The organism is Chryseobacterium sp. CH21, assembly GCF_004119445.1.
Lineage (GTDB): Bacteria > Bacteroidota > Bacteroidia > Flavobacteriales > Weeksellaceae > Chryseobacterium.
The window spans coordinates 85,643-104,506 of the sequence record NZ_QICI01000061.1 but is presented as its reverse complement, the minus strand read 5'-3'; the positions used below and the strand labels follow the sequence as shown (position 1 = coordinate 104,506).

At 35.3% G+C, this 18,864-nt stretch carries 21 protein-coding genes; 6 read left to right on the top strand and 15 right to left on the bottom strand.

The window, feature by feature from the left end; translation table 11 throughout:
* Positions 1–118 precede the first annotated feature (118 nt).
* From BOQ62_RS12845 to BOQ62_RS12805, 9 genes are all read right to left on the bottom strand, one after another.
* A complete protein-coding gene (locus BOQ62_RS12845; protein WP_129040042.1) occupies positions 119–424 on the bottom strand; it encodes an ATP-dependent Clp protease adaptor ClpS in 306 nt (101 codons plus the stop codon).
* Between the two features lie 10 nt (positions 425–434).
* The gene (locus tag BOQ62_RS12840; protein WP_129040039.1) at positions 435–1,793 is read right to left on the bottom strand and encodes a hemolysin family protein; all 1,359 of its coding nucleotides are present in this window, start codon (positions 1,791–1,793) and stop codon (positions 435–437) included.
* Between the two features lie 270 nt (positions 1,794–2,063).
* Positions 2,064–2,927 (bottom strand): ATP synthase F1 subunit gamma, encoded by an 864-nt coding sequence (atpG, locus tag BOQ62_RS12835; RefSeq protein ID WP_129040037.1) that lies wholly within the window; start codon positions 2,925–2,927, stop codon positions 2,064–2,066.
* Positions 2,928–3,003: 76 nt separating this feature from the next.
* Positions 3,004–4,581, bottom strand: a complete 1,578-nt coding sequence (atpA, locus tag BOQ62_RS12830) for a F0F1 ATP synthase subunit alpha (protein WP_129040035.1) — start codon at positions 4,579–4,581, stop codon at positions 3,004–3,006.
* Positions 4,582–4,597: 16 nt separating this feature from the next.
* On the bottom strand, positions 4,598–5,137 hold the full coding sequence (gene atpH, locus BOQ62_RS12825) for an ATP synthase F1 subunit delta (protein WP_129040033.1): 540 nt from the start codon (positions 5,135–5,137) through the stop codon (positions 4,598–4,600).
* Positions 5,138–5,139: 2 nt separating this feature from the next.
* Positions 5,140–5,637 (bottom strand): F0F1 ATP synthase subunit B, encoded by a 498-nt coding sequence (locus tag BOQ62_RS12820; RefSeq protein WP_034695422.1) that lies wholly within the window; start codon positions 5,635–5,637, stop codon positions 5,140–5,142.
* 82 nt (positions 5,638–5,719) lie between these two features.
* Positions 5,720–5,914 carry an ATP synthase F0 subunit C gene (gene atpE / locus BOQ62_RS12815; protein WP_002979108.1) on the bottom strand — a complete coding sequence of 65 codons (195 nt, stop codon included), beginning with the start codon at positions 5,912–5,914 and terminating at the stop codon, positions 5,720–5,722.
* Positions 5,915–5,961: 47 nt separating this feature from the next.
* Positions 5,962–7,059, bottom strand: coding sequence for a F0F1 ATP synthase subunit A (gene atpB, locus BOQ62_RS12810; protein ID WP_129040031.1), 1,098 nt, complete (start codon positions 7,057–7,059; stop codon positions 5,962–5,964).
* 46 nt (positions 7,060–7,105) lie between these two features.
* The gene (locus tag BOQ62_RS12805) at positions 7,106–7,489 is read right to left on the bottom strand and encodes a hypothetical protein (protein WP_129040029.1); all 384 of its coding nucleotides are present in this window, start codon (positions 7,487–7,489) and stop codon (positions 7,106–7,108) included.
* A 157-nt stretch (positions 7,490–7,646) separates the two neighbouring features.
* Here BOQ62_RS12805 and ffh point away from each other — a divergent pair, with 157 nt between their 5' ends.
* Entirely contained in the window at positions 7,647–9,008 is a 1,362-nt protein-coding gene (gene ffh / locus BOQ62_RS12800) for a signal recognition particle protein (RefSeq protein ID WP_129040027.1), read from the top strand.
* Positions 9,009–9,079: 71 nt separating this feature from the next.
* Here the strand turns inward: ffh and BOQ62_RS12795 are convergent, their stop codons facing one another.
* The 6 genes from BOQ62_RS12795 to BOQ62_RS12770 form a co-directional block, all read right to left on the bottom strand.
* The gene (locus tag BOQ62_RS12795) at positions 9,080–9,748 is read right to left on the bottom strand and encodes a porin family protein (RefSeq protein ID WP_129040025.1); all 669 of its coding nucleotides are present in this window, start codon (positions 9,746–9,748) and stop codon (positions 9,080–9,082) included.
* A 78-nt stretch (positions 9,749–9,826) separates the two neighbouring features.
* Positions 9,827–10,492, bottom strand: coding sequence for an outer membrane beta-barrel protein (locus tag BOQ62_RS12790; protein ID WP_129040023.1), 666 nt, complete (start codon positions 10,490–10,492; stop codon positions 9,827–9,829).
* A 74-nt stretch (positions 10,493–10,566) separates the two neighbouring features.
* Positions 10,567–11,166 (bottom strand): porin family protein, encoded by a 600-nt coding sequence (locus BOQ62_RS12785; protein WP_262708338.1) that lies wholly within the window; start codon positions 11,164–11,166, stop codon positions 10,567–10,569.
* Positions 11,167–11,683: 517 nt separating this feature from the next.
* Positions 11,684–12,184 (bottom strand): hypothetical protein, encoded by a 501-nt coding sequence (locus BOQ62_RS12780; protein ID WP_129040020.1) that lies wholly within the window; start codon positions 12,182–12,184, stop codon positions 11,684–11,686.
* A 144-nt stretch (positions 12,185–12,328) separates the two neighbouring features.
* Positions 12,329–12,994: a porin family protein gene (locus BOQ62_RS12775; protein WP_129040018.1), complete on the bottom strand. Its 666-nt coding sequence runs from the start codon at positions 12,992–12,994 to the stop codon at positions 12,329–12,331.
* Between the two features lie 119 nt (positions 12,995–13,113).
* A complete protein-coding gene (locus tag BOQ62_RS12770; RefSeq protein WP_129040016.1) occupies positions 13,114–14,073 on the bottom strand; it encodes a PhoH family protein in 960 nt (319 codons plus the stop codon).
* 133 nt (positions 14,074–14,206) lie between these two features.
* On the opposite strand from BOQ62_RS12770, the gene BOQ62_RS12765 reads away from it, so the two are divergent.
* From BOQ62_RS12765 to BOQ62_RS12750, 5 genes are all read left to right on the top strand, one after another.
* Complete coding sequence (locus tag BOQ62_RS12765; protein ID WP_129040014.1) at positions 14,207–15,034, top strand: S-adenosyl-l-methionine hydroxide adenosyltransferase family protein; 828 nt, start codon at positions 14,207–14,209, stop codon at positions 15,032–15,034.
* Between the two features lie 62 nt (positions 15,035–15,096).
* A complete protein-coding gene (locus BOQ62_RS12760) occupies positions 15,097–16,401 on the top strand; it encodes a dihydrolipoamide acetyltransferase family protein (protein ID WP_129040012.1) in 1,305 nt (434 codons plus the stop codon).
* A 123-nt stretch (positions 16,402–16,524) separates the two neighbouring features.
* On the top strand, positions 16,525–17,274 hold the full coding sequence (locus BOQ62_RS23275) for a serine hydrolase domain-containing protein (protein WP_228414060.1): 750 nt from the start codon (positions 16,525–16,527) through the stop codon (positions 17,272–17,274).
* Positions 17,275–17,375: 101 nt separating this feature from the next.
* Positions 17,376–17,987, top strand: coding sequence for a tetratricopeptide repeat protein (locus BOQ62_RS23270; RefSeq protein ID WP_262708336.1), 612 nt, complete (start codon positions 17,376–17,378; stop codon positions 17,985–17,987).
* 261 nt (positions 17,988–18,248) lie between these two features.
* Positions 18,249–18,857 (top strand): hypothetical protein, encoded by a 609-nt coding sequence (locus BOQ62_RS12750; protein ID WP_129040010.1) that lies wholly within the window; start codon positions 18,249–18,251, stop codon positions 18,855–18,857.
* Positions 18,858–18,864 lie beyond the last annotated feature (7 nt).

The following is an 18,864-nucleotide window of genomic DNA, read 5'->3' as shown; positions in this document are numbered from 1 at the left end:
GAAGTTCAATGCATTCTAATTTGAAAGCAATGCTAAATTTTTCTTTTCTATACATAAAAAATGCCCCTAAAAAGCGTCTAACTTTTTGGGGGCAGTCCATAATTTGCCGGATTTTATTTTATACGATTTCGCTTGTTAATTCGCGTGAAATTAATTTTTCATGCATAGGCTTCAAAACATCCATTGAGCCTGTTTTTACGGTACACTTGCCTTTGTAATGAACCAAAATAGTGCATTGCTCAGCCTGTTCCAGACTATGTTTGCATATCTCGATCAGGCAGTCTATTACATAATCAAATGTATGAACATCATCGTTGTGCAGTACCAGTTTGTAAACTTCATCCGTATCATCTAAAACAAGAACTTCTTCTTCGTACTGACGTTTCGGGTTTTCGTAATCTTTTATGCTGTTATAAAAATTCATTCTAATTCTTTTAAACTTCCCCTATTTTGTCTGCCAGATTATCAATGGCATTAGGCTCCTGATAAATTAATTCTACAAGTTCCACACTCTTGTTATTCATCTTCAGAATTTTGAAGTGATAGTCTTCAAGATCAAATTCCTGATTTTCTTCGGGAATTTCTTCCAATTCATAAAGAATAAATCCGGCTAATGAATTGTACTCACTTTCTTCGGAAAGAGGAAGTCTTTTAGGCAGAAATTCGTTGATTTCGTCCAAAGGCTGTGTAGCCTGCACCCAATAGGTATTATCCGCTATTTTATCAACAATTTTTTCTTCATCATCTTCTTCATCCTGAATTTCTCCTACCAATTCCTCAAGGATGTCTTCTAATGTGATAATTCCTTCAGTTCCTCCAAATTCATCAATAACAATAGCGATATGCTGCTTCTTAAGCTGGAACGTTTTCAGTAAGTCAGAAACTTTTTTGCTTTCCACCACGAAGAAGGCATCACGCATTAAGTCTTTAAGGTCTTCATGATCCAGATCTCCTTTTCTCTTCACAAATTCTCTTATAATTTCCTTTGTATAGAAAATTCCGATTACATTGTCGATAGAATCAATATAAACAGGAATACGGGAGTAACCACTATCCATAATCTTATTGATAATATCATTAACGTCTTCTTCAAAGTCTATGGAAGTAATATTCTGTCTTGGAACCATGATCTGCTTGGCAGAGTGATCTGTAAAATCAAATGCATTTTTAATGATTTCATAGTTCTCTTCTTCAATCTCACCACTGTCTGCACTTTGTTTTACCAAAAGCTGAAGTTCTTCTGTAGAGTGAATTTCCTGTTCGGAAGCAGGGTGAATTTTTATCAATCTTAAGAAACCATTCGACATCGAGTTCATCAACCAGATAAATGGTTTAAAAATCGTGTAAAACACTCTCAACGGAACTGCTGTTGCCATTGTAGTCGCCTCTGATTTTCTGATGGCGATTGATTTTGGGATAAGCTCGCCAAATACAATGTGCATAATGGTAATCAATACGAAACTTGTAGCGACCGAAATGGTCGTAATCGTTGTCTGAGTAAGATTAACATTTAAAGAAGTGAAAATATTTTCAACAATATGATGCAGAGCACTTTCTCCTACCCAACCAAGGGCAAGGGATGCCAATGTAATTCCTAATTGTGTGGCGGAAAGATATTCATCAAGATGCTTAATGATATGTTCTGCCTGTTTAGCCATAGAATTGCCTTCTGCGGCTTTTAACTGAATTTGTGAGTAACGAACTTTAACAATTGAAAATTCTGCGGCTACGAAGAAGCCATTTAGTAAAACAAGAAATAAGGCCAGCAAAAGCCTGACTATGTCCGAGTCCATTTAGAGGTTGTATAAATTTTATTAGGTACAAAGATATGTAAAATAAAAATAACCTGCCTGAATCAGGGATTGATTATTTCGATTGATGATTTTTGTAAGAGAAAAACGGAGCGATAAAACACTATTCTTTTTCAATAAAAAAATAATTGGAACAGAAATCCGTTTTCCTGAAAAAGAAAGATTTTTGGGCAGTAAACAGCGGTTTTCACCTTATTTAAATAAAAAAGCACCGATAATTTCGGTGCTTTATTTGTATAGTAGAATAATTCTTTATGAATTTTTCAAAGCTTCTGCTCCGGAAACAATTTCCAGGATTTCGTTGGTAATTGCAGCCTGTCTTGCTTTGTTATAGAAGATCACAAGATCATTCTTTAATGCTTGAGCATTGTCTGTTGCTTTGTGCATTGCAGTCATTCTCGCTCCATGCTCAGATGCTACTGAATCTAAGATTGCTTTGAAAACCTGAGTTTTGATAGACTTTGGAATCAAGTTATCCAGGATCTCAGCTCTGTTAGGTTCAAAGATATAATCTGTTTCAACCTGTGAATCAGTATTTTCTGGCATTGAGATTGGAAGAAGCTGTTCTGTAGTTACTTCCTGAGTAGCAGCATTAACGAATTTGTTATAGATAACATACACTTCGTCAAATTTACCTTCTCTGAAGCTGGTCATTACCCCTTCAGTGATATGGGCAACTGCATCAAAGTTCAGGTTATCATAAACAGTGCTTCCGTTAGTATATACCGTACGGTTTCTTCTTACAGCATCATATACTTTTTTACCTACAGGAAGAACTTCAACCTCGTACTGAGCATTGTTCTGAAACTGAAGGTTAAGCTCTTTTACGATAGAAGAGTTAAAAGCTCCCGCAAGACCTCTGTTTGAAGTAACAGCGATGAATAGTACTCTTTTAACCTCTCTTTTCTGAGCATATACAGAAATCTGATCAGGATCAGAGCTAGAATTTACATTCTGGATAAGCTCCTGTAATTTTTCAGAATAAGGTCTTAACATTACGATTGCGTCCTGTGCTTTTTTAAGTTTCGCTGCGGAAACCATCTTCATAGCACGCGTAATCTGCATCGTAGATGAAATTGACGTAATTCTGCCTCGTATTTCTTTTAAGTTTGCCATTAATTTGGGTTCAAAGTTTAAGGTCTAAAGTTTAAGGTTTAAAACACTATATTTCAAACCTTAAACATTGAATTTTTTAGTTGTATTTAGAAGCTAAATCGTTAGCCGCCTGCTTAAGAACACCTGTAATATCGTTATCGATTTTTCCAGCCTTAATAGCAGCCATTGTATCTGGGTGCTTAGATTTCAGGAACTCGATATATTCATATTGGAATTCTTTAATCTTGTTCAATGGAACGTTTCTCATTAAGTTTTCTGTTCCAGCGTATACGATCGCTACCTGACTTTCCACAGGAAGTGGTGCATTTACCGGCTGCTTAAGGATCTCTACGTTTCTTTCTCCTTTAGAGATAACTGCTAAAGTAGAAGCATCAAGGTCAGAACCGAATTTAGCAAACGCTTCTAGTTCTTTATATTGAGCCTGGTCAAGTTTTAATGTACCAGATACTTTTTTCATTGATTTGATCTGAGCATTACCTCCTACTCTCGATACAGAGATACCAACGTTGATCGCTGGACGAACCCCTGAGTTGAATAGATCAGACTCCAAGAAGATCTGTCCGTCTGTAATAGAGATTACGTTTGTAGGGATATACGCAGAAACGTCACCAGCTTGAGTTTCGATAATTGGAAGGGCTGTTAATGAACCACCACCTTTTACGATTGGTCTAAGAGACTCTGGCAAATCGTTCATTTGCTTAGCAATTTCGTCATCAGCGATTACTTTTGCAGCTCTTTCCAATAGTCTTGAGTGAAGGTAGAATACGTCTCCAGGGTAAGCTTCACGGCCCGGTGGTCTTCTCAATAGTAGAGAAAGCTCACGGTAAGCAACAGCTTGTTTAGATAAATCATCATAAACGATAAGTGCCGGTCTACCAGTGTCTCTGAAGAATTCACCGATAGATGCTCCTGCCATTGCAGAATATACCTGCATTGGAACTGGATCTGATGCGTTAGCCGCAACGATTACCGTATAAGCTAAAGCTCCTTTATCAGAAAGAGTTTTAACGATTTGTGCTACAGTAGAAGCTTTCTGACCGATAGCAACATATATACAATATACTGGTTTACCAGCATCAAAGAATTCTTTTTGGTTGATGATCGTATCAATTGCAACAGTAGTTTTACCTGTTTGTCTGTCACCAATGATAAGCTCTCTCTGACCTCTTCCTACAGGAATCATCGCATCAATTGCAACGATACCAGACTGTAAAGGCTCAGTTACCGGCTGTCTGAAGATAACTCCAGGAGCCTTTCTTTCCAATGGCATTTCGTATAAATCCCCAGTAATAGGACCTTTACCATCGATAGGGTTACCAAGAGTATCTACTACTCTTCCTAACATACCTTCTCCTACTTTGATAGAAGAGATTCTGTTTGTTCTTCTTACTGTATCACCTTCTTTTACTAATTTACTTTCACCAAGTAGAGCAACACCTACGTTGTCTTCTTCAAGGTTAAGTACAATACCTTCTACATCACTAGAAAATTTCACCAACTCTCCGTATTGTACGTTTTCTAACCCGTATACACGAGCAATACCATCACCGATGGTTAAAACTGTACCTACTTCCTCAACGTTTGATTGAGTATCGAAGTTGGCCAATTGCTGTTTTAAGATCGCAGATACTTCTGCCGGATTTATTTCTGCCATTGTATGGTTGTTTTTCTTAATTTAATTGGAAATCTTTTTTAACTTGGTTCAGTTTTGTCTTCACAGACGCATCTACCTGCTGGTCACCTACTCTTAGAACATATCCTCCAAGAATTTCAGGTTTCACATTTACTTTCAGATCAAAGTTTGAATCAGCATTTACAAGATTGGTAGATCTTAAAATCTGATCAAGGTTCTCTTTAGAAAGTGGAGTTGCTGTAGTAAGCGTTACTCTCTGTACACCACTAAGGTCTTCTACTTTATTGATGAATTCCTGAGCGATATTTCTCAATTGGCTCTCACGTCCGTGTTTAATAACCAATTTGATCAGGTTCTGAGAAGAAACAGATAAACCTTTGAAAATTTCGTTTGCTACTTCTATTTTCTTTTTAGAATCGATGTAAGGAGTCATGAAAAATTTATTTAAGTCCGCAGACTCTTTCATGATCTTTACTACATCTTTCATTTCAGAAAATACAGTAGCCGTTTGACCTGACTCGTTTGTGAAATCAAGTAAACCTTGTGCATATCTTTTAGCTACTTTAGATGTAAGCATTCTTAGTTAAGGTTTGATTTGTTTAAATAATTTTGAACTAATTCGTTTTGAGCTTCGCTGTTGTCTAATTTTTGTTTCAAGATAGACTCAGCAATGTTTACAGATAAAGTACCAATTTGAGTTTTGATGTCTGCCATAGCAGCATTTTTCTCAGCATTGATAGTCTGTTTAGCAGCTTCGATCATTTTGTCTCCTTCAGCTTTAGCAACATCTTTAGCTTCCCCTACGATTCTGTCTTTAATTTCTCTAGCTTCTTTAAGGATAGCATCTCTTTCGATTTTAGCTTCACGAATGATTCTTTCGTTATCCTCTTTTAAAGTTTCCATTTCTTTTCTAGCTAATTTAGCTTGATTAAGAGCGTCAACAATAGATGTTTCTCTGTCATTGATAGACGTTAAAATAGGTTTCCAAGCGAATTTACCTAACAAAAATAATAATGCTAGAAAAATTACAGACTGGATAATAAATAATCCTGATGAAAACTGATGAATTAATTCCATTATATAAATGTATAAATAATTATTACTTTTTTAAAGAACCATTATCTGTAACCAACCGTCACAGATAATGGTCTGATTTTAATTAGTTTACTGCGAATAGAGCAGCAAACGCAACACCTTCTACAAGTGCAGCTGCGATAAGCATAGCTGTTTGGATTTTTCCAGATTGCTCAGGTTGTCTAGCGATAGCTTCAAGAGCAGCAGCTCCGATTTTACCAAGACCGATACCTACACCTAGTACTACGATACCAGCACCTACAATTTTAGGGATTTCCATAATATATAATTTTAAAAAATTTGTTTTACTTTAATTTATAATTCCAATTAGTGAGCAGCATGATGTTCGTGCTCATGCTCTTGTACTGCCATTCCGATAAACAAAGCTGATAACATTGTGAAGATATAAGCCTGTAGGAATGCTACCAAAACTTCTAGTAAATAAATTACTAATGTAAGGAATGGAAATGCAACACCTGCGATGAAATTCTTAAATACATAGATCAATCCGATCAAACTCATTACTACGATGTGACCTGCCGTCATGTTGGCAAAAAGTCGAATCATCAAAGCGAATGGTTTAGTGATTGTTCCTAATAATTCGATAGGAAGCATAATCAACTTCATTGGAACTGGTACTCCTGGCATCCAGAAGATATGTTTCCAGTAATCTTTATTAGCTGAGAATGTCGTAATCAAATAAGTAAGGATTGCAAGGAAGAATGTCATAGTAATATTACCTGTAACATTGATTCCGAAAGGCATTAGTCCTAAAACGTTAAGGAAAAGAATAAAGAAGAATACAGTTAATAAATAACCCATAAATCTCTTATACTTATGTCCGATATTTGGAATAGCAACTTCATCTCTTACGAAAATGATTAGCGGCTCTAAAAATCTTGCAGCTCCAGTAGGAACAACTGATTTTTTATAAGACTTAGCCATACCTCCGAATAATACTAACATAAAGATTGATACTAACAAAATGATCAATACACTTTTTGTAATAGAAAGATCCATTGGTTTTTCGTTCGTCGGGTGACCGTGATCATCAAGAGTGATCGTTCCAGCTGCATCAGTCTTATAGATTTTCTCATGGTGCAACACATAAAAAGAACCGTCTACTTCAGTAGGTTCTCCGTGCATAAACCCTTCTTTGTTACTCATGAAAGCATGAAAACCGTTGTCATATACAATAACAGGAAGAGGAAAACCGATGTGATGACCATCTTTATCAACCATCAATGTGAAATCATGTGCATCCAACAAGTGATGATCGATGAACTCTTTGTTTTCTTTGCTTACTTTGTCTTTCTCTGAAAGCTCTTGAGCAGGAGCTGCGCCAGCAGTAGCCTCACCGTGCTGTGCAGACACTAAGTTTAATACAAAAATACTGTAGAATAAAACTGCGAATTTCTTAAACATTGATAGGTTTTTTTCGTTGTGCAAAAATATGATATTTTTTCTAGTTTCAATAAATTATTTTACTGTTTTTATCATGATTAATCAGCTTGATGGCATAGTATGTAAGCAGGGCTGTCAGGACAAAATAGGGAATAATAAAATGAAATTTATAGCCTGGAATCACTTCAAAGTTCAGTTTTTTTCTGATTAAGTACATTAAACCGAATTTTAAAAGAATCAAACCAATGACAGACAATCCTAAAAATTCCGGTGCTACTCTATTAATTAAAATAATAAGAGTAATCATCATCATAAACATGACGCTCAGAAAAAGATAAAATTTAATGATCACAATTTCATTCAGGTGAAAAACAAATTTCCAAAGGGAAAAGTGCACCAGAAACGTCAGAAAGAATAAAATGACAACAAGAATATTGGGATTGATTTTCATTCTAAATTTTAATTGAACGCAAAAATAGACTTTTTCTATCGTATTATGATAAGATTTGATATATATCATTTTTTCTTATGTATATAATATTACGTCCCGGACACTTTAGATATGCTAAAAATTCCTTATTTTTGCAAACCTATAATTTACAATAAATATGTTTAATAGTTTACAGGATAAATTAGACAAGGCATTACATAATATTTCCGGTAGAGGAAAAATTACCGAAATCAATGTAGCGGAAACCGTAAAGGAGATCCGTAGAGCATTGGTAGATGCCGACGTTAACTATAAAGTTGCAAAAGATCTTACTAAAAGAGTTCAGGATAAAGCATTAGGAGAAAACGTTCTTACTTCCCTTACTCCGGGACAGTTAATGACCAAAATTGTTCATGATGAACTGGTAGACCTGATGGGAGGTTCTCAGGAGGGAATCAATCTTTCAGGAAAACCGTCTGTAATCCTTATTGCAGGTCTTCAGGGATCTGGTAAGACTACTTTCTCAGGAAAACTAGCTCATTATTTACAGACAAAAAGAAATAAAAAACCTTTATTGGTAGCCTGTGACGTTTACCGTCCTGCAGCAATTGACCAGCTGAAAGTATTAGGAGGACAAATTAATGTTCCTGTTTATACTGAAGAAGGCGCTACAAACCCGTCTACCATTGCTGAAAATGCAATCAATTTTGCAAAAGCAAACGGCCATGATGTTGTCATCGTGGATACCGCTGGTCGTTTAGCGATTGATGAGCAGATGATGAACGAGATCAAATCTGTTCATTACTTCATTAAACCAAATGAAACCCTATTTGTTGTTGACTCAATGACAGGTCAGGATGCTGTAAATACAGCAAAAGCATTCAACGATGCTTTGAACTTTGACGGAGTTGTTTTAACTAAATTAGATGGTGATACAAGAGGGGGTGCTGCATTAACGATCCGTTCCGTTGTTGAAAAACCAATCAAATTTATCTCTACAGGAGAAAAAATGGAAGCTTTAGATCTTTTCTACCCGGAAAGGATGGCAGACAGAATCCTGGGAATGGGAGACGTTGTTTCCTTAGTAGAAAGAGCTCAGGAGCAGTTTGATGAAGAAGAAGCGAAGAAACTTCACAAGAAAATTGCTAAAAACGAATTCGGTTTTGATGATTTCCTTAAGCAAATCAATCAGATCAAGAAGATGGGTAACATGAAGGACTTGATGGGAATGATTCCTGGAGTTGGAAAAGCGATCAAAGACGTAGAAATCAGTGATGATGCATTCAAACACATTGAGGCAATCATTTATTCTATGACTCCTGAAGAAAGAAGAAGACCTTCTATTATTAATACTCAGAGAAAAGGTAGAATTGCTAAAGGTGCAGGAAGAAAGGTAGAAGATGTGAATCAATTGATGAAACAGTTTGACCAAATGGGTAAAATGATGAAGATGATGCAGGGACCTCAAGGAAAGCAAATGATGCAGATGATGAGCAAAATGCCAAATATGCCTGGAATGGGCGGAATGTTTGGAAAATAAGAAAGACAAAATCATTCATAAAAAACTCTCAGAATTTCTGAGAGTTTTTTGTTTTTTATATAAGGATATGTTTATTTAAACTTGTATCCTATTCCTAACTGGAAGAAATTCATTTTTAATGTTTCACCATCTACAGGATTTTTGATCATATTCGTTAGGCCAAAGCTATAGCGTGCATCTACGAATAATCCTTTATAAATAGTATAATCAGCTCCTAAGAATAAACCGAAATCGGTAGATTTCAAACCATCATTCAGCTCTCTTTCCAAATAGCGTTCTCCTTCTTTAAGTCCGGAAGGATCTACCATACCAGCATTAGGACCACTTACTTCAAATTTTGCTTTATTATTCGTTTTAAAGCTTACATATGGACCTGCATAAATTCCCAGTTCCGGAGTTGCATAATATCTTGCAGATACAGGAATAACAATTCTGTTAAGGTTCATCTTTTCAGTTAAGGTAATACCTGTACCCGGTATTCCAACTTCAGCTTTTCCGCCAAGATTGGCATATTCTACCTCTCCCTGAACAGCAAACTTATTATTGAATTTATGCTCAACCAAGCCTCCGATATAAAACCCTGACTTGGATTTTAAACTTGCTTCGAATCCACCAAATTCAAAATCACCCTCACTGGAATTCAATTTTGATAAAGCGTAACCGGCTTTTACACCGAATGTAGTTTGTGCATTCAGACCTGCAAATAGAGCGATTGCAGACGCCAATAAGATTTTTTTCATGATTATTATATTAATTAGTTTTTTAAACTTAAAAAGCCTAAGATGACTTTCTGTCGGCTAATGTATATATTTTGTGTATTATTTTGCAAATACATATTTTACTCCAAAAGTAACGGCAGCTAAATTGAGATCAAATTTGTAGCTATTATTTCTTTTAACACCATCAATATCTCTTTTGAAAGTATTGTACCCAAACTCTCCTATTGTAGCTTCAATGGACCAGTTTTTACTAACGAAATAATCTAATCCCGGTTTGATATTCACGCCAATATTGGTATAGTTATTTTTATTGGCAAAGGAAGCGGCAAGAAGAGGATCTCCACCGTTAACATCACTGTTTACATCCAGTTTTTCCTGGCCAAATTCCAATGGAACCTGCAGCTGTCCGAAGATGTATAATTTATCAGATAAAGTCCAGTATTTTCTCACGAATGGAGCTACTACAAAAGCATTAGTGGTCTCTTTTATTTCCAGCGCATTGCTGAAGAAGTCACCACCTACATCATACTTTGTAACAGCACTTTTGTATCCTACACCCAATCCTACCGCTAAATTAGTTGCCACAAAATATCCGGCTGTAGGAAGAATTTTGATAACATCATCCTTTCTGGCACTGTTATAATACGCGTTATTTTCACTATGATTGTACTCTACTTGTCCTGAAAGGTAAGAAGTTCCTTTTGCAATCTGTGCATTTGATAAGCCGAAAAGCGCAACAGCGCCCATCAATACTATTTTTTTCATAGTTTTATATTAGTTTTTATATATAAAAAAGCCCTAAGGATTTCTCAGGGCTTTCTTGCTATATGCTTTGTTTATTATTTTGCAAATACATATTTAACTCCGAAAGTTACAGAAGATAAATTCAATCCGAAGTTATAGTTGTTGGTAGCATCACCATCTTTTGGTTTGTAGTTGCTATAACCGAACTCACCGATAGTAGCTTCGATAGACCAGTTTTTGTTTAAGAAATAATCTAAACCTGGTTTCACAGTAACACCAATTTTAGTGTATTTAGCTTCAGTAGAAGTAGAGTTTGAAACCACAGAGTTTCCAGAAGTAGCTACAGAGCTAGTTTCAGTTTCAGTTTTTCCGAACTGCATTGGTACTGCTAATTGTCCGAAGAAATATAACTTGTCAGATAAAGTCCAGTATTTTCTTACGAATGGAGCAACAACGAATGCTGGAGTTTTAACTACACCTTCGTTTACGATTGTAGTGTTTCCTAAAGTTGTAGTAGTAGATACAGTGTTCTTTTCAGTTTGGTATCCTACACCTAATCCGATTGCTAAGTTAGTGTTTACGAAATATCCAACTGTAGGTAATACGTTGAAGTTTTCTTTTTTATCGTTACCGTTGTTAGATTCTACTTGAGAATAACCAACAGATCCTGATAAATATGTAGTTCCTTTAGCAATCTGAGCATTTGATAAACCGAAAAGTGCAACTGCACCCGCTAATAATATTTTTTCATTTTAAAAAATTTTAATACTTTCTGTGGGCAAATTTACAGTGGCTACCACGAATATTAAAATTTGTTAATGTGATTAATATCATTGTTAAAATTTAGGGTTTTGTAATAATAAATCATACTTAAGAGAAGTTGTTGAGTTTTTCACAATATTATGAATAAAAAAACTCCATTTTTTCAACAAGACTTAAATATATTTACTTTTTCAAATTTTTCATTTTTTTGTAAAAGCCCATGAATTCAGGGGAAACGCTAAAATTAATTAACCTAAAACACTAATATATAAGTTATTATCTCTTAAAATTTAAACATTTGTTTATATTCAATGATATTTTCACCATTTTCTAATCGTTGTACGCTTGTTATATCAAACCTTTCTGATAACAGATCCATACAGTACATTTATAAGCTATCAAAAAAAGAACTCCGGCCTTCGGCCGGAGTTCCAATATGCAATTACTTTCTTATTTAATAAAGAAATTATAACCAAGGTTAACAGCTCCTACATTCCAGCTATAGCTTCCCCATCCTGGAAGATCACGCTTGTTGCTGATAGATTGGTAACCAATGTACAACTCTCCTTTAGACATTTGGTATCCAAATTTAGGCTGTGCATAGAAACCTCCATCTACTCCATCTTTTGTAGAAATACCATATCCAAGGTCTAAACCAACAAAGATAGGCGCTCCAGAGAATCTGTATTTACCAGAAACGGCTACCGGAACAAACCCGAAATCATCAAAATGATCTTTTCCGAAGAAATGAGAATATCCTGTGGTTACCCCAAGATCAAAACCTTTGGCAATATTCCACATATAAGCAGCATCTAGTCCTAATGTAAACGAAGATACATCACTTGCATCAGATACGGGAACACCAATATGTCCTCCAATTTTAAAACCTTCCTGCGCTTGAGCAGCACCTCCTAAAAGTGCAAAAGCACCTAGTAATAATAGTTTTTTCATTTTTTTAGTAGCTTTGAATTACGGCGCAAAAATACTAATTATTTTTCATCAGATAGAGAACTTACATGAATGTTACACTACAAAACAAAAAAGCAGGACCATGTTTGTCCTGCTTTTTATTATTTCTGGATAATATTTTCAGAATTAGTTTCCTCCGAATTTGAATCCTACACCCACTTGTACAAAGCTGTTAGTCAACTTTTCATTCCCTTCAGCATGCTTAGCAAGGTTAGAAACACCAAGGTTATATCTTGCATCAAAGAACAATCCGTTTTCTAATGCATATTCAGCACCAAGGAATGGAGCGATATTCAAAGTATTCATCTGATCTTTGATATCTCTTTCGTCATTAGCATCAATCTCGAATCCCGGGATTCCGAATCCGAAATCAGCAGTAAGTTTTTGCTTAGCAGAAAGAATCACTCCGAAGCTAGCTCCTGCAGAAACAGATAATCCTTCCGTGATAAAATACTTAGCAGAAATAGGCACTAATAAAGTGTGGTAAGTCTGCTTTGCTTTTACATTTAAAAAAGTAGTCGGATCTTCCGGATCAGCTTCAGCTACGTTTACTTTTCCTCCTAGTGGAGAGTATAAAAGCTCTCCCTGAAGAGCAAATTTATCACTCAGTTTATATTCAGCGATACCACCAATATAAAATGTATGTAAAGGATCTGAAGTTTCAGACTGTCCGTCTCCTTTTAATTTAATTGTAGAGTAAGAGTATCCGGCTTTTGGACCAAATCGAAATTCTTGTGCGTTTGCAGAAATTCCCATAACAGCGACCGCTGCAACAAGTAAAAGTTTTTTCATGTTTAATTAGTTTTTACATTTAAGGTGTGCAAAACTAATTAATTTTTTCAAATTAACAAATTTTAGTTAAACAATTTAAGGTTAACAAAAGGTTAATGGAAACTTTTACTTATTCAGACTTAGTCGTTTCTTAGTCTTTTATCTTCATCATTATAAGCAAGGATAATCTTTCTTACCACCGGGTGTCTTACCACATCTTCTTCAGTAAGATGCACAAAACCAATCTCTTTGACTCCATTTAAAATCCTCATTGCTTCTTTCAGCCCGGACTGTTGATTTTTAGGTAAGTCAATCTGGCTTGGATCTCCTGTAATAATGAACTTAGCATTCATACCCATTCTGGTAAGGAACATTTTCATCTGTGCATGCGTGGTATTCTGTGCTTCATCAAGAATCACAAACGCATCATCCAGTGTACGTCCTCTCATAAAAGCCAATGGTGCTACTTCAATTACTTTTTTCTCCATGAAACCTTCCAGCTTTTCATGTGGAATCATATCACGAAGGGCATCATATAAAGGCTGTAAATACGGATCCAGCTTCTCTTTAAGATCACCAGGAAGAAATCCCAGACTTTCCCCTGCTTCCACAGCCGGTCTTGTCAGAATAATCCTTTTCACTTCTTTATCTCTCAAAGCTCTTGCTGCCAATGCTACACTGGTATATGTCTTTCCGGTACCTGCAGGTCCAATGGCAAAAACCATGTCCTTTTTCTCGGTTTCTTTTACCAGCTTTTTAAGATTGGTTGTTTTAGCTTTAATAATTTTTCCGTTAACTCCCTTTACGATAATATCCTGATCGAATACCAGTTGTTTCTCGTTTTCGTCTTTAATATTCAATATATTTTCAACGTCTTTCAGTCCTATTGAATTGTTTTTGGAGATAAAACTGACAATATCATTCAGTTTTTGCTTCAGTATGTCTAATGCTTCCTGGTTTCCCATGGCAAAGATAAAGTGATCTCTACCTGTAATTTTAATGGTTGGAAAGCTTGATTTTATTAAGTTGAAATATTGGTTATTAACTCCATAGAAGATTTTTGCGTCGATATCTTCCAAATCATATGTTAATTCAAACATGCAGTATTTTTATTTTTAGATTTTAAAATTAAAGCTTTTTTTCAAATTTATATCAAATTCTTTTCAACAATCTTTCGGGCGTTCTTTTTATTTTAAATAACTTTGCAATACTACACTATTCTAGAAATTGCTCATGTCAATTATTACCCTTACTTCGGATTTCGGAAATTTAGATTACAGAGTTGCTGCTGTGAAAGGCAAAATTCTGTCTCTAAACCCTGAGGTTAATATTATTGATATAACCCACGACATCCAGGCATTCAACCTTATACAGACTTCGTATATTGTAAGAAATGCTTATAAATATTTTCCTAAAGGAAGCATTCATATTCTTTCCGTAGATAGTTTTTACCACAAATCAAGAAGGAATATTATCTATAAAGCCGACGGATCTTACTTTCTGGCGGCAGACAACGGACTTTTAAGCCTTATATTTTTCGATATTAAACCAGAAGCAATCTATGAACTTACGCTGAACAACCGCTTTGATGATGTCATCGACTTTACCTCTACAGACATTTTTGTACCGGCAGCGGTACATCTTGCCAATGGCGGACTTCCTGAAGTGATAGGACGAAAAATACAATCGGCAAAACAGCTGATGTTCCCCAGAGCAGTTTACAATGAGTCTGAAGGCATGATCATTGGTGAAGTGACCTATATTGATAATTTCGGAAATATAATCTCAAATATCAACAAAGATTTTTTCGAGAATATCAGTAAAGGCTACAACGGTTTTACTATAAAATTCAGGAATTTAAGTCTTTCAAGAGTATTTTCCAGCCATACAGAAGTGGTTTCAGACTGGGAAAGGGAGACAGAATTCCATGGGCAGTCTGCTGCAATCTTCAATGATAGTCAATTATTGGAGCTTACCATCTATAAAGGAAGCAAGAAAAACGGCGCTAAAAGCCTGTTTGGGCTGAATGTAGGAGAAAATATTTATATTGAATTCAGCTAAGATTATATATTTCATAAAAAAACCGATTTTTTTATATATTTGTCAAAATCTAAAAATCAAAAATGGCAGAATACAAATTATTGCTTCCTTCCATGGGAGAAGGGGTTATGGAAGCGACAATTATCACTTGGTTATTCAATGAAGGTGATAACGTAAAGGAGGATGACTCCGTAGTAGAAATTGCAACAGATAAAGTAGATTCAGACGTTCCGACACCAGTTTCGGGGAAAATCGTAAAAATTTTAAAGCAAAAAGATGAAGTTGCAAAAGTAGGTGAAGCCATTGCTATTTTAGAAATCGAAGGAGAAGGTTCCGCTTCAGAAGAAGTAAAAACTGAAACTCCGGCGGCTGCTCCGGATGCTGAAACTTTAAAAGCAATTGAAGAGCCTTTACAGACAGTAGCTGCTTCAAACGTAGAATTCTCAGGAGATCTTTACTTATCTCCACTTGTAAAATCTATCGCACAACAGGAAAAAATTTCTGAAACTGAACTGAAATCTATCAAAGGAAGCGGTTTAGAAGGAAGAATTACAAAAGAAGATATATTAGCTTATGTTGCTAACAGAGGAAGTCAGCCAGCTCCGGCCGCTCCGGTACAGGCAGCTTCTACTCCACAGCCTGCAGTATCTGCTCCGGCAGCTACGATTCCGGTAAGTGCAGGTGATGAAATCATTCCAATGGACAGAATGAGAAAGATCATCGCTGAAAACATGGTAAAAGCTAAACAAATTGCTCCACACGTTACTTCTTTCATTGAAACGGATGTTACCAACGTTGTAAAATGGAGAAATAAAAACAAAGCAGTATTCGAAAAACGTGAAGGTGAAAAACTTACGTTTATGCCTATTTTCGTAAAAGCTGTAGTGAAAGCAATCCAGGATTTCCCAATGATCAATGTTTCTATCAATGGTGAAAACATCATCAAAAAGAAAAACATCAACATCGGTATGGCTACTGCCCTTCCGGATGGAAACCTTATTGTACCTGTTATCAAAAACGCAGATCAGTTATCACTTTCCGGTCTTGCAAAAGCTATCAACGACTTAGCGTACAGAGCTAGAAACAAAAAATTAAGACCTGAAGACACTCAGGGAGCAACGTATACTATTTCTAACGTAGGAAGTTTCGGAAACCTTATGGGAACACCGATTATTCCACAGCCTCAGGTAGCTATTTTAGCCATCGGAGCGATCGTTAAGAAGCCTGCAGTTCTTGAAACCGCAGACGGTGATGTAATTGCGATCAGAAACTTAATGTTCATGTCTCACTCTTATGATCACAGAGTGGTAGACGGATCTTTAGGAGGAATGATGCTGAAACATGTTCACGACTACCTTGAAAACTGGGATCTGAACACAGAAATATAAGTAATGAGTAATCAGCGATAAGTAATTTTGTTGATTTTAAATACTAAACCTTCGAGCAATCGGAGGTTTTTTTGTCGAAAAAAGGTTAACAATGTAACAGAGCATACCACTCAATTGTCTTATATGAAAAGTATAACCCTGAACTATCAACAAATGAAACATATCCTTTTAGCAGCATTTGCATTACCCATTTCCACAACCGCTTTTTCACAACAAACCAATCAATCAAAAATGATTAACACCTATGTGAAAGAAGTCATGAAAAACAATAAAATCCCTGGATTGGCTCTTGGAGTGATAAAAGACGGAAAAGTAATTTTTGAACAATATTATGGAACTGAAAACCTGGAAGATTATAAAAAAGTAAGTTCAACTTCGATGTTCAGGATATACTCTACTTCAAAATTAGCAGCCAATGTTGGCATTTTTCAACTGATTGAACAGGGGAAACTATCTTTGGAAGACAACGTCTCCAAATACGTTGAAAATCTACCCAAAGAATGGCAGGAGGTAAAAGTAAAAAACCTGTTGACCCATTCTTCCGGAATTCCAAATTTTATCGCTTTCGAGGATATTCCGGCGAATGATTCCAATGCAAAAGTAATTGAGCGTCTTTCTAAAGAAAAAATGGAGTTTGAAACAGGAAATGAATTCAGATACAATCAAACAAATTACATGCTCATTACCATGATCATTGAAAAGATCACAGGACAGTCTTTCGATAATTTTATTATTAACAATCAATTTTCTGCGACAAAAGATAAGGTTTATTTCTCATCAAATTCTCTTGAGCAAATCCCCAACAGAGTTCAGAAATATAATTACAACAATGAAACCAAACAATATGAAAAAACACCATTGACAACGGTGTAAGATCCCATTCCGGAAATGGATTAGCCATTACCCTTCCCGCCTTTTTACAATGGAGCAGTCATCTCAGCAATAATGATTTTTTGAATCAAAAGACAAAAGAAATGATGTGGAAGACGTTTGAGTATGGAAACAAAAAAGATGTTTTCGCTTATGGATGGGAGATCAGTAAAGCAAATGATATTCCGTCTTACGGATTTTCTGGCGGAAACGTTAGTGCCTACAGGATTTTCCCACAAAATAATATGGCTATTATTATGATGTCGAATGGGTATAATTTTTTCCCGGCCCAATATCATATTGTCAATCATGTTGCAGCCATCATTGATAAAAACCTTACTGATGCTTATTCTATCGCTGAGGAATCTATTATTGCCGGATTTGCCCAAACCAACAATCCAAACGCAGAAAAAAACTATTATGCTATCAAAGCCAAAAATCCAAAATGGGATTTTGACGGAACATTGAATAATATTGGCTATATCTTAATGGGGAATTCAAGAATTGATGAGGCAATTAAAGTTTTTGAACTCAATGTGAAGGAGCATCCACAATCCGGAAATGCTTTCGACAGCCTGGGAGAAGGATATTTCAAGGCTAAAAACTATCCTTTGGCACTAAAAAATTACAAAAAATCTCTTGAGCTAAACCCTCAAAACACCAATGGTTCTAGTATGATTAAGAAAATAGTAGATCTTATGGCCAAGAAAAATTAATTAAAATTAAATACATTCAATACATAAAGTCCTGACAAAAGTCGGGATTTTTTTATTTGATTTAAACTTTCTATTTTTCACTAAAAACTGATACTATTTGATTTTTAATTTTAAATATAATTTAAATAAAATATCAATTTAATGAAATGTTCACAATTTAAATAAGTCCATATTTACATTCCGATCACTTTCTTGGAAGTTTAAGTTATTAGTATTAATTTTAAAACAAACTATTTACTCCAATCCAACTTAAATTAAGATATGATAACCAAACTTTTTGATTTTTCGAATGAAGAAGAGAAATTAATTTCTGAAGTGTATGATAAGCTTTTTGAAATGTATGATATTTCTGTGATTGATATTGAAAACTCTCCTTATAACCAGTTCAAATCGGAGCAAGATGACCTGTCTCCATTATTTATACCTAAGATTTGTTATTTTGTAACAGATAAAAACAAAGCCCATTCTTTTTATCTTTTTATTGTCAGTAAAGGCGGAACCACTTTCAGAGGAGCACGTGCGGACAACCAACTTGACACGCTGCAGATTTGGGGATTAAAAAAAACTGACAACGATTTTGGATTCGTTTCTGTCAATAAAAAGAGTCTTGCGGATAAAGTAGCTGGAATTTTCAGTCATTTTAACATTAATTTTAAAGATAATAAGGGTTTTAAAGATTTTTATGTGATCGGAAATGATCCGTACAAAACCATGTCATTTTTAGACAACAGGAGAAAAGAAGTGATAAAATCATTTCCCGATGGAGACTTTAAACTTATAGTCAAAAACAATATTATAAGTTTCGGTTTACCCAAGGAACTTACCGTTGAAAATGCTGAGATAGTTTCAAAGTTTATGAAAGAAATATAAATTCTGT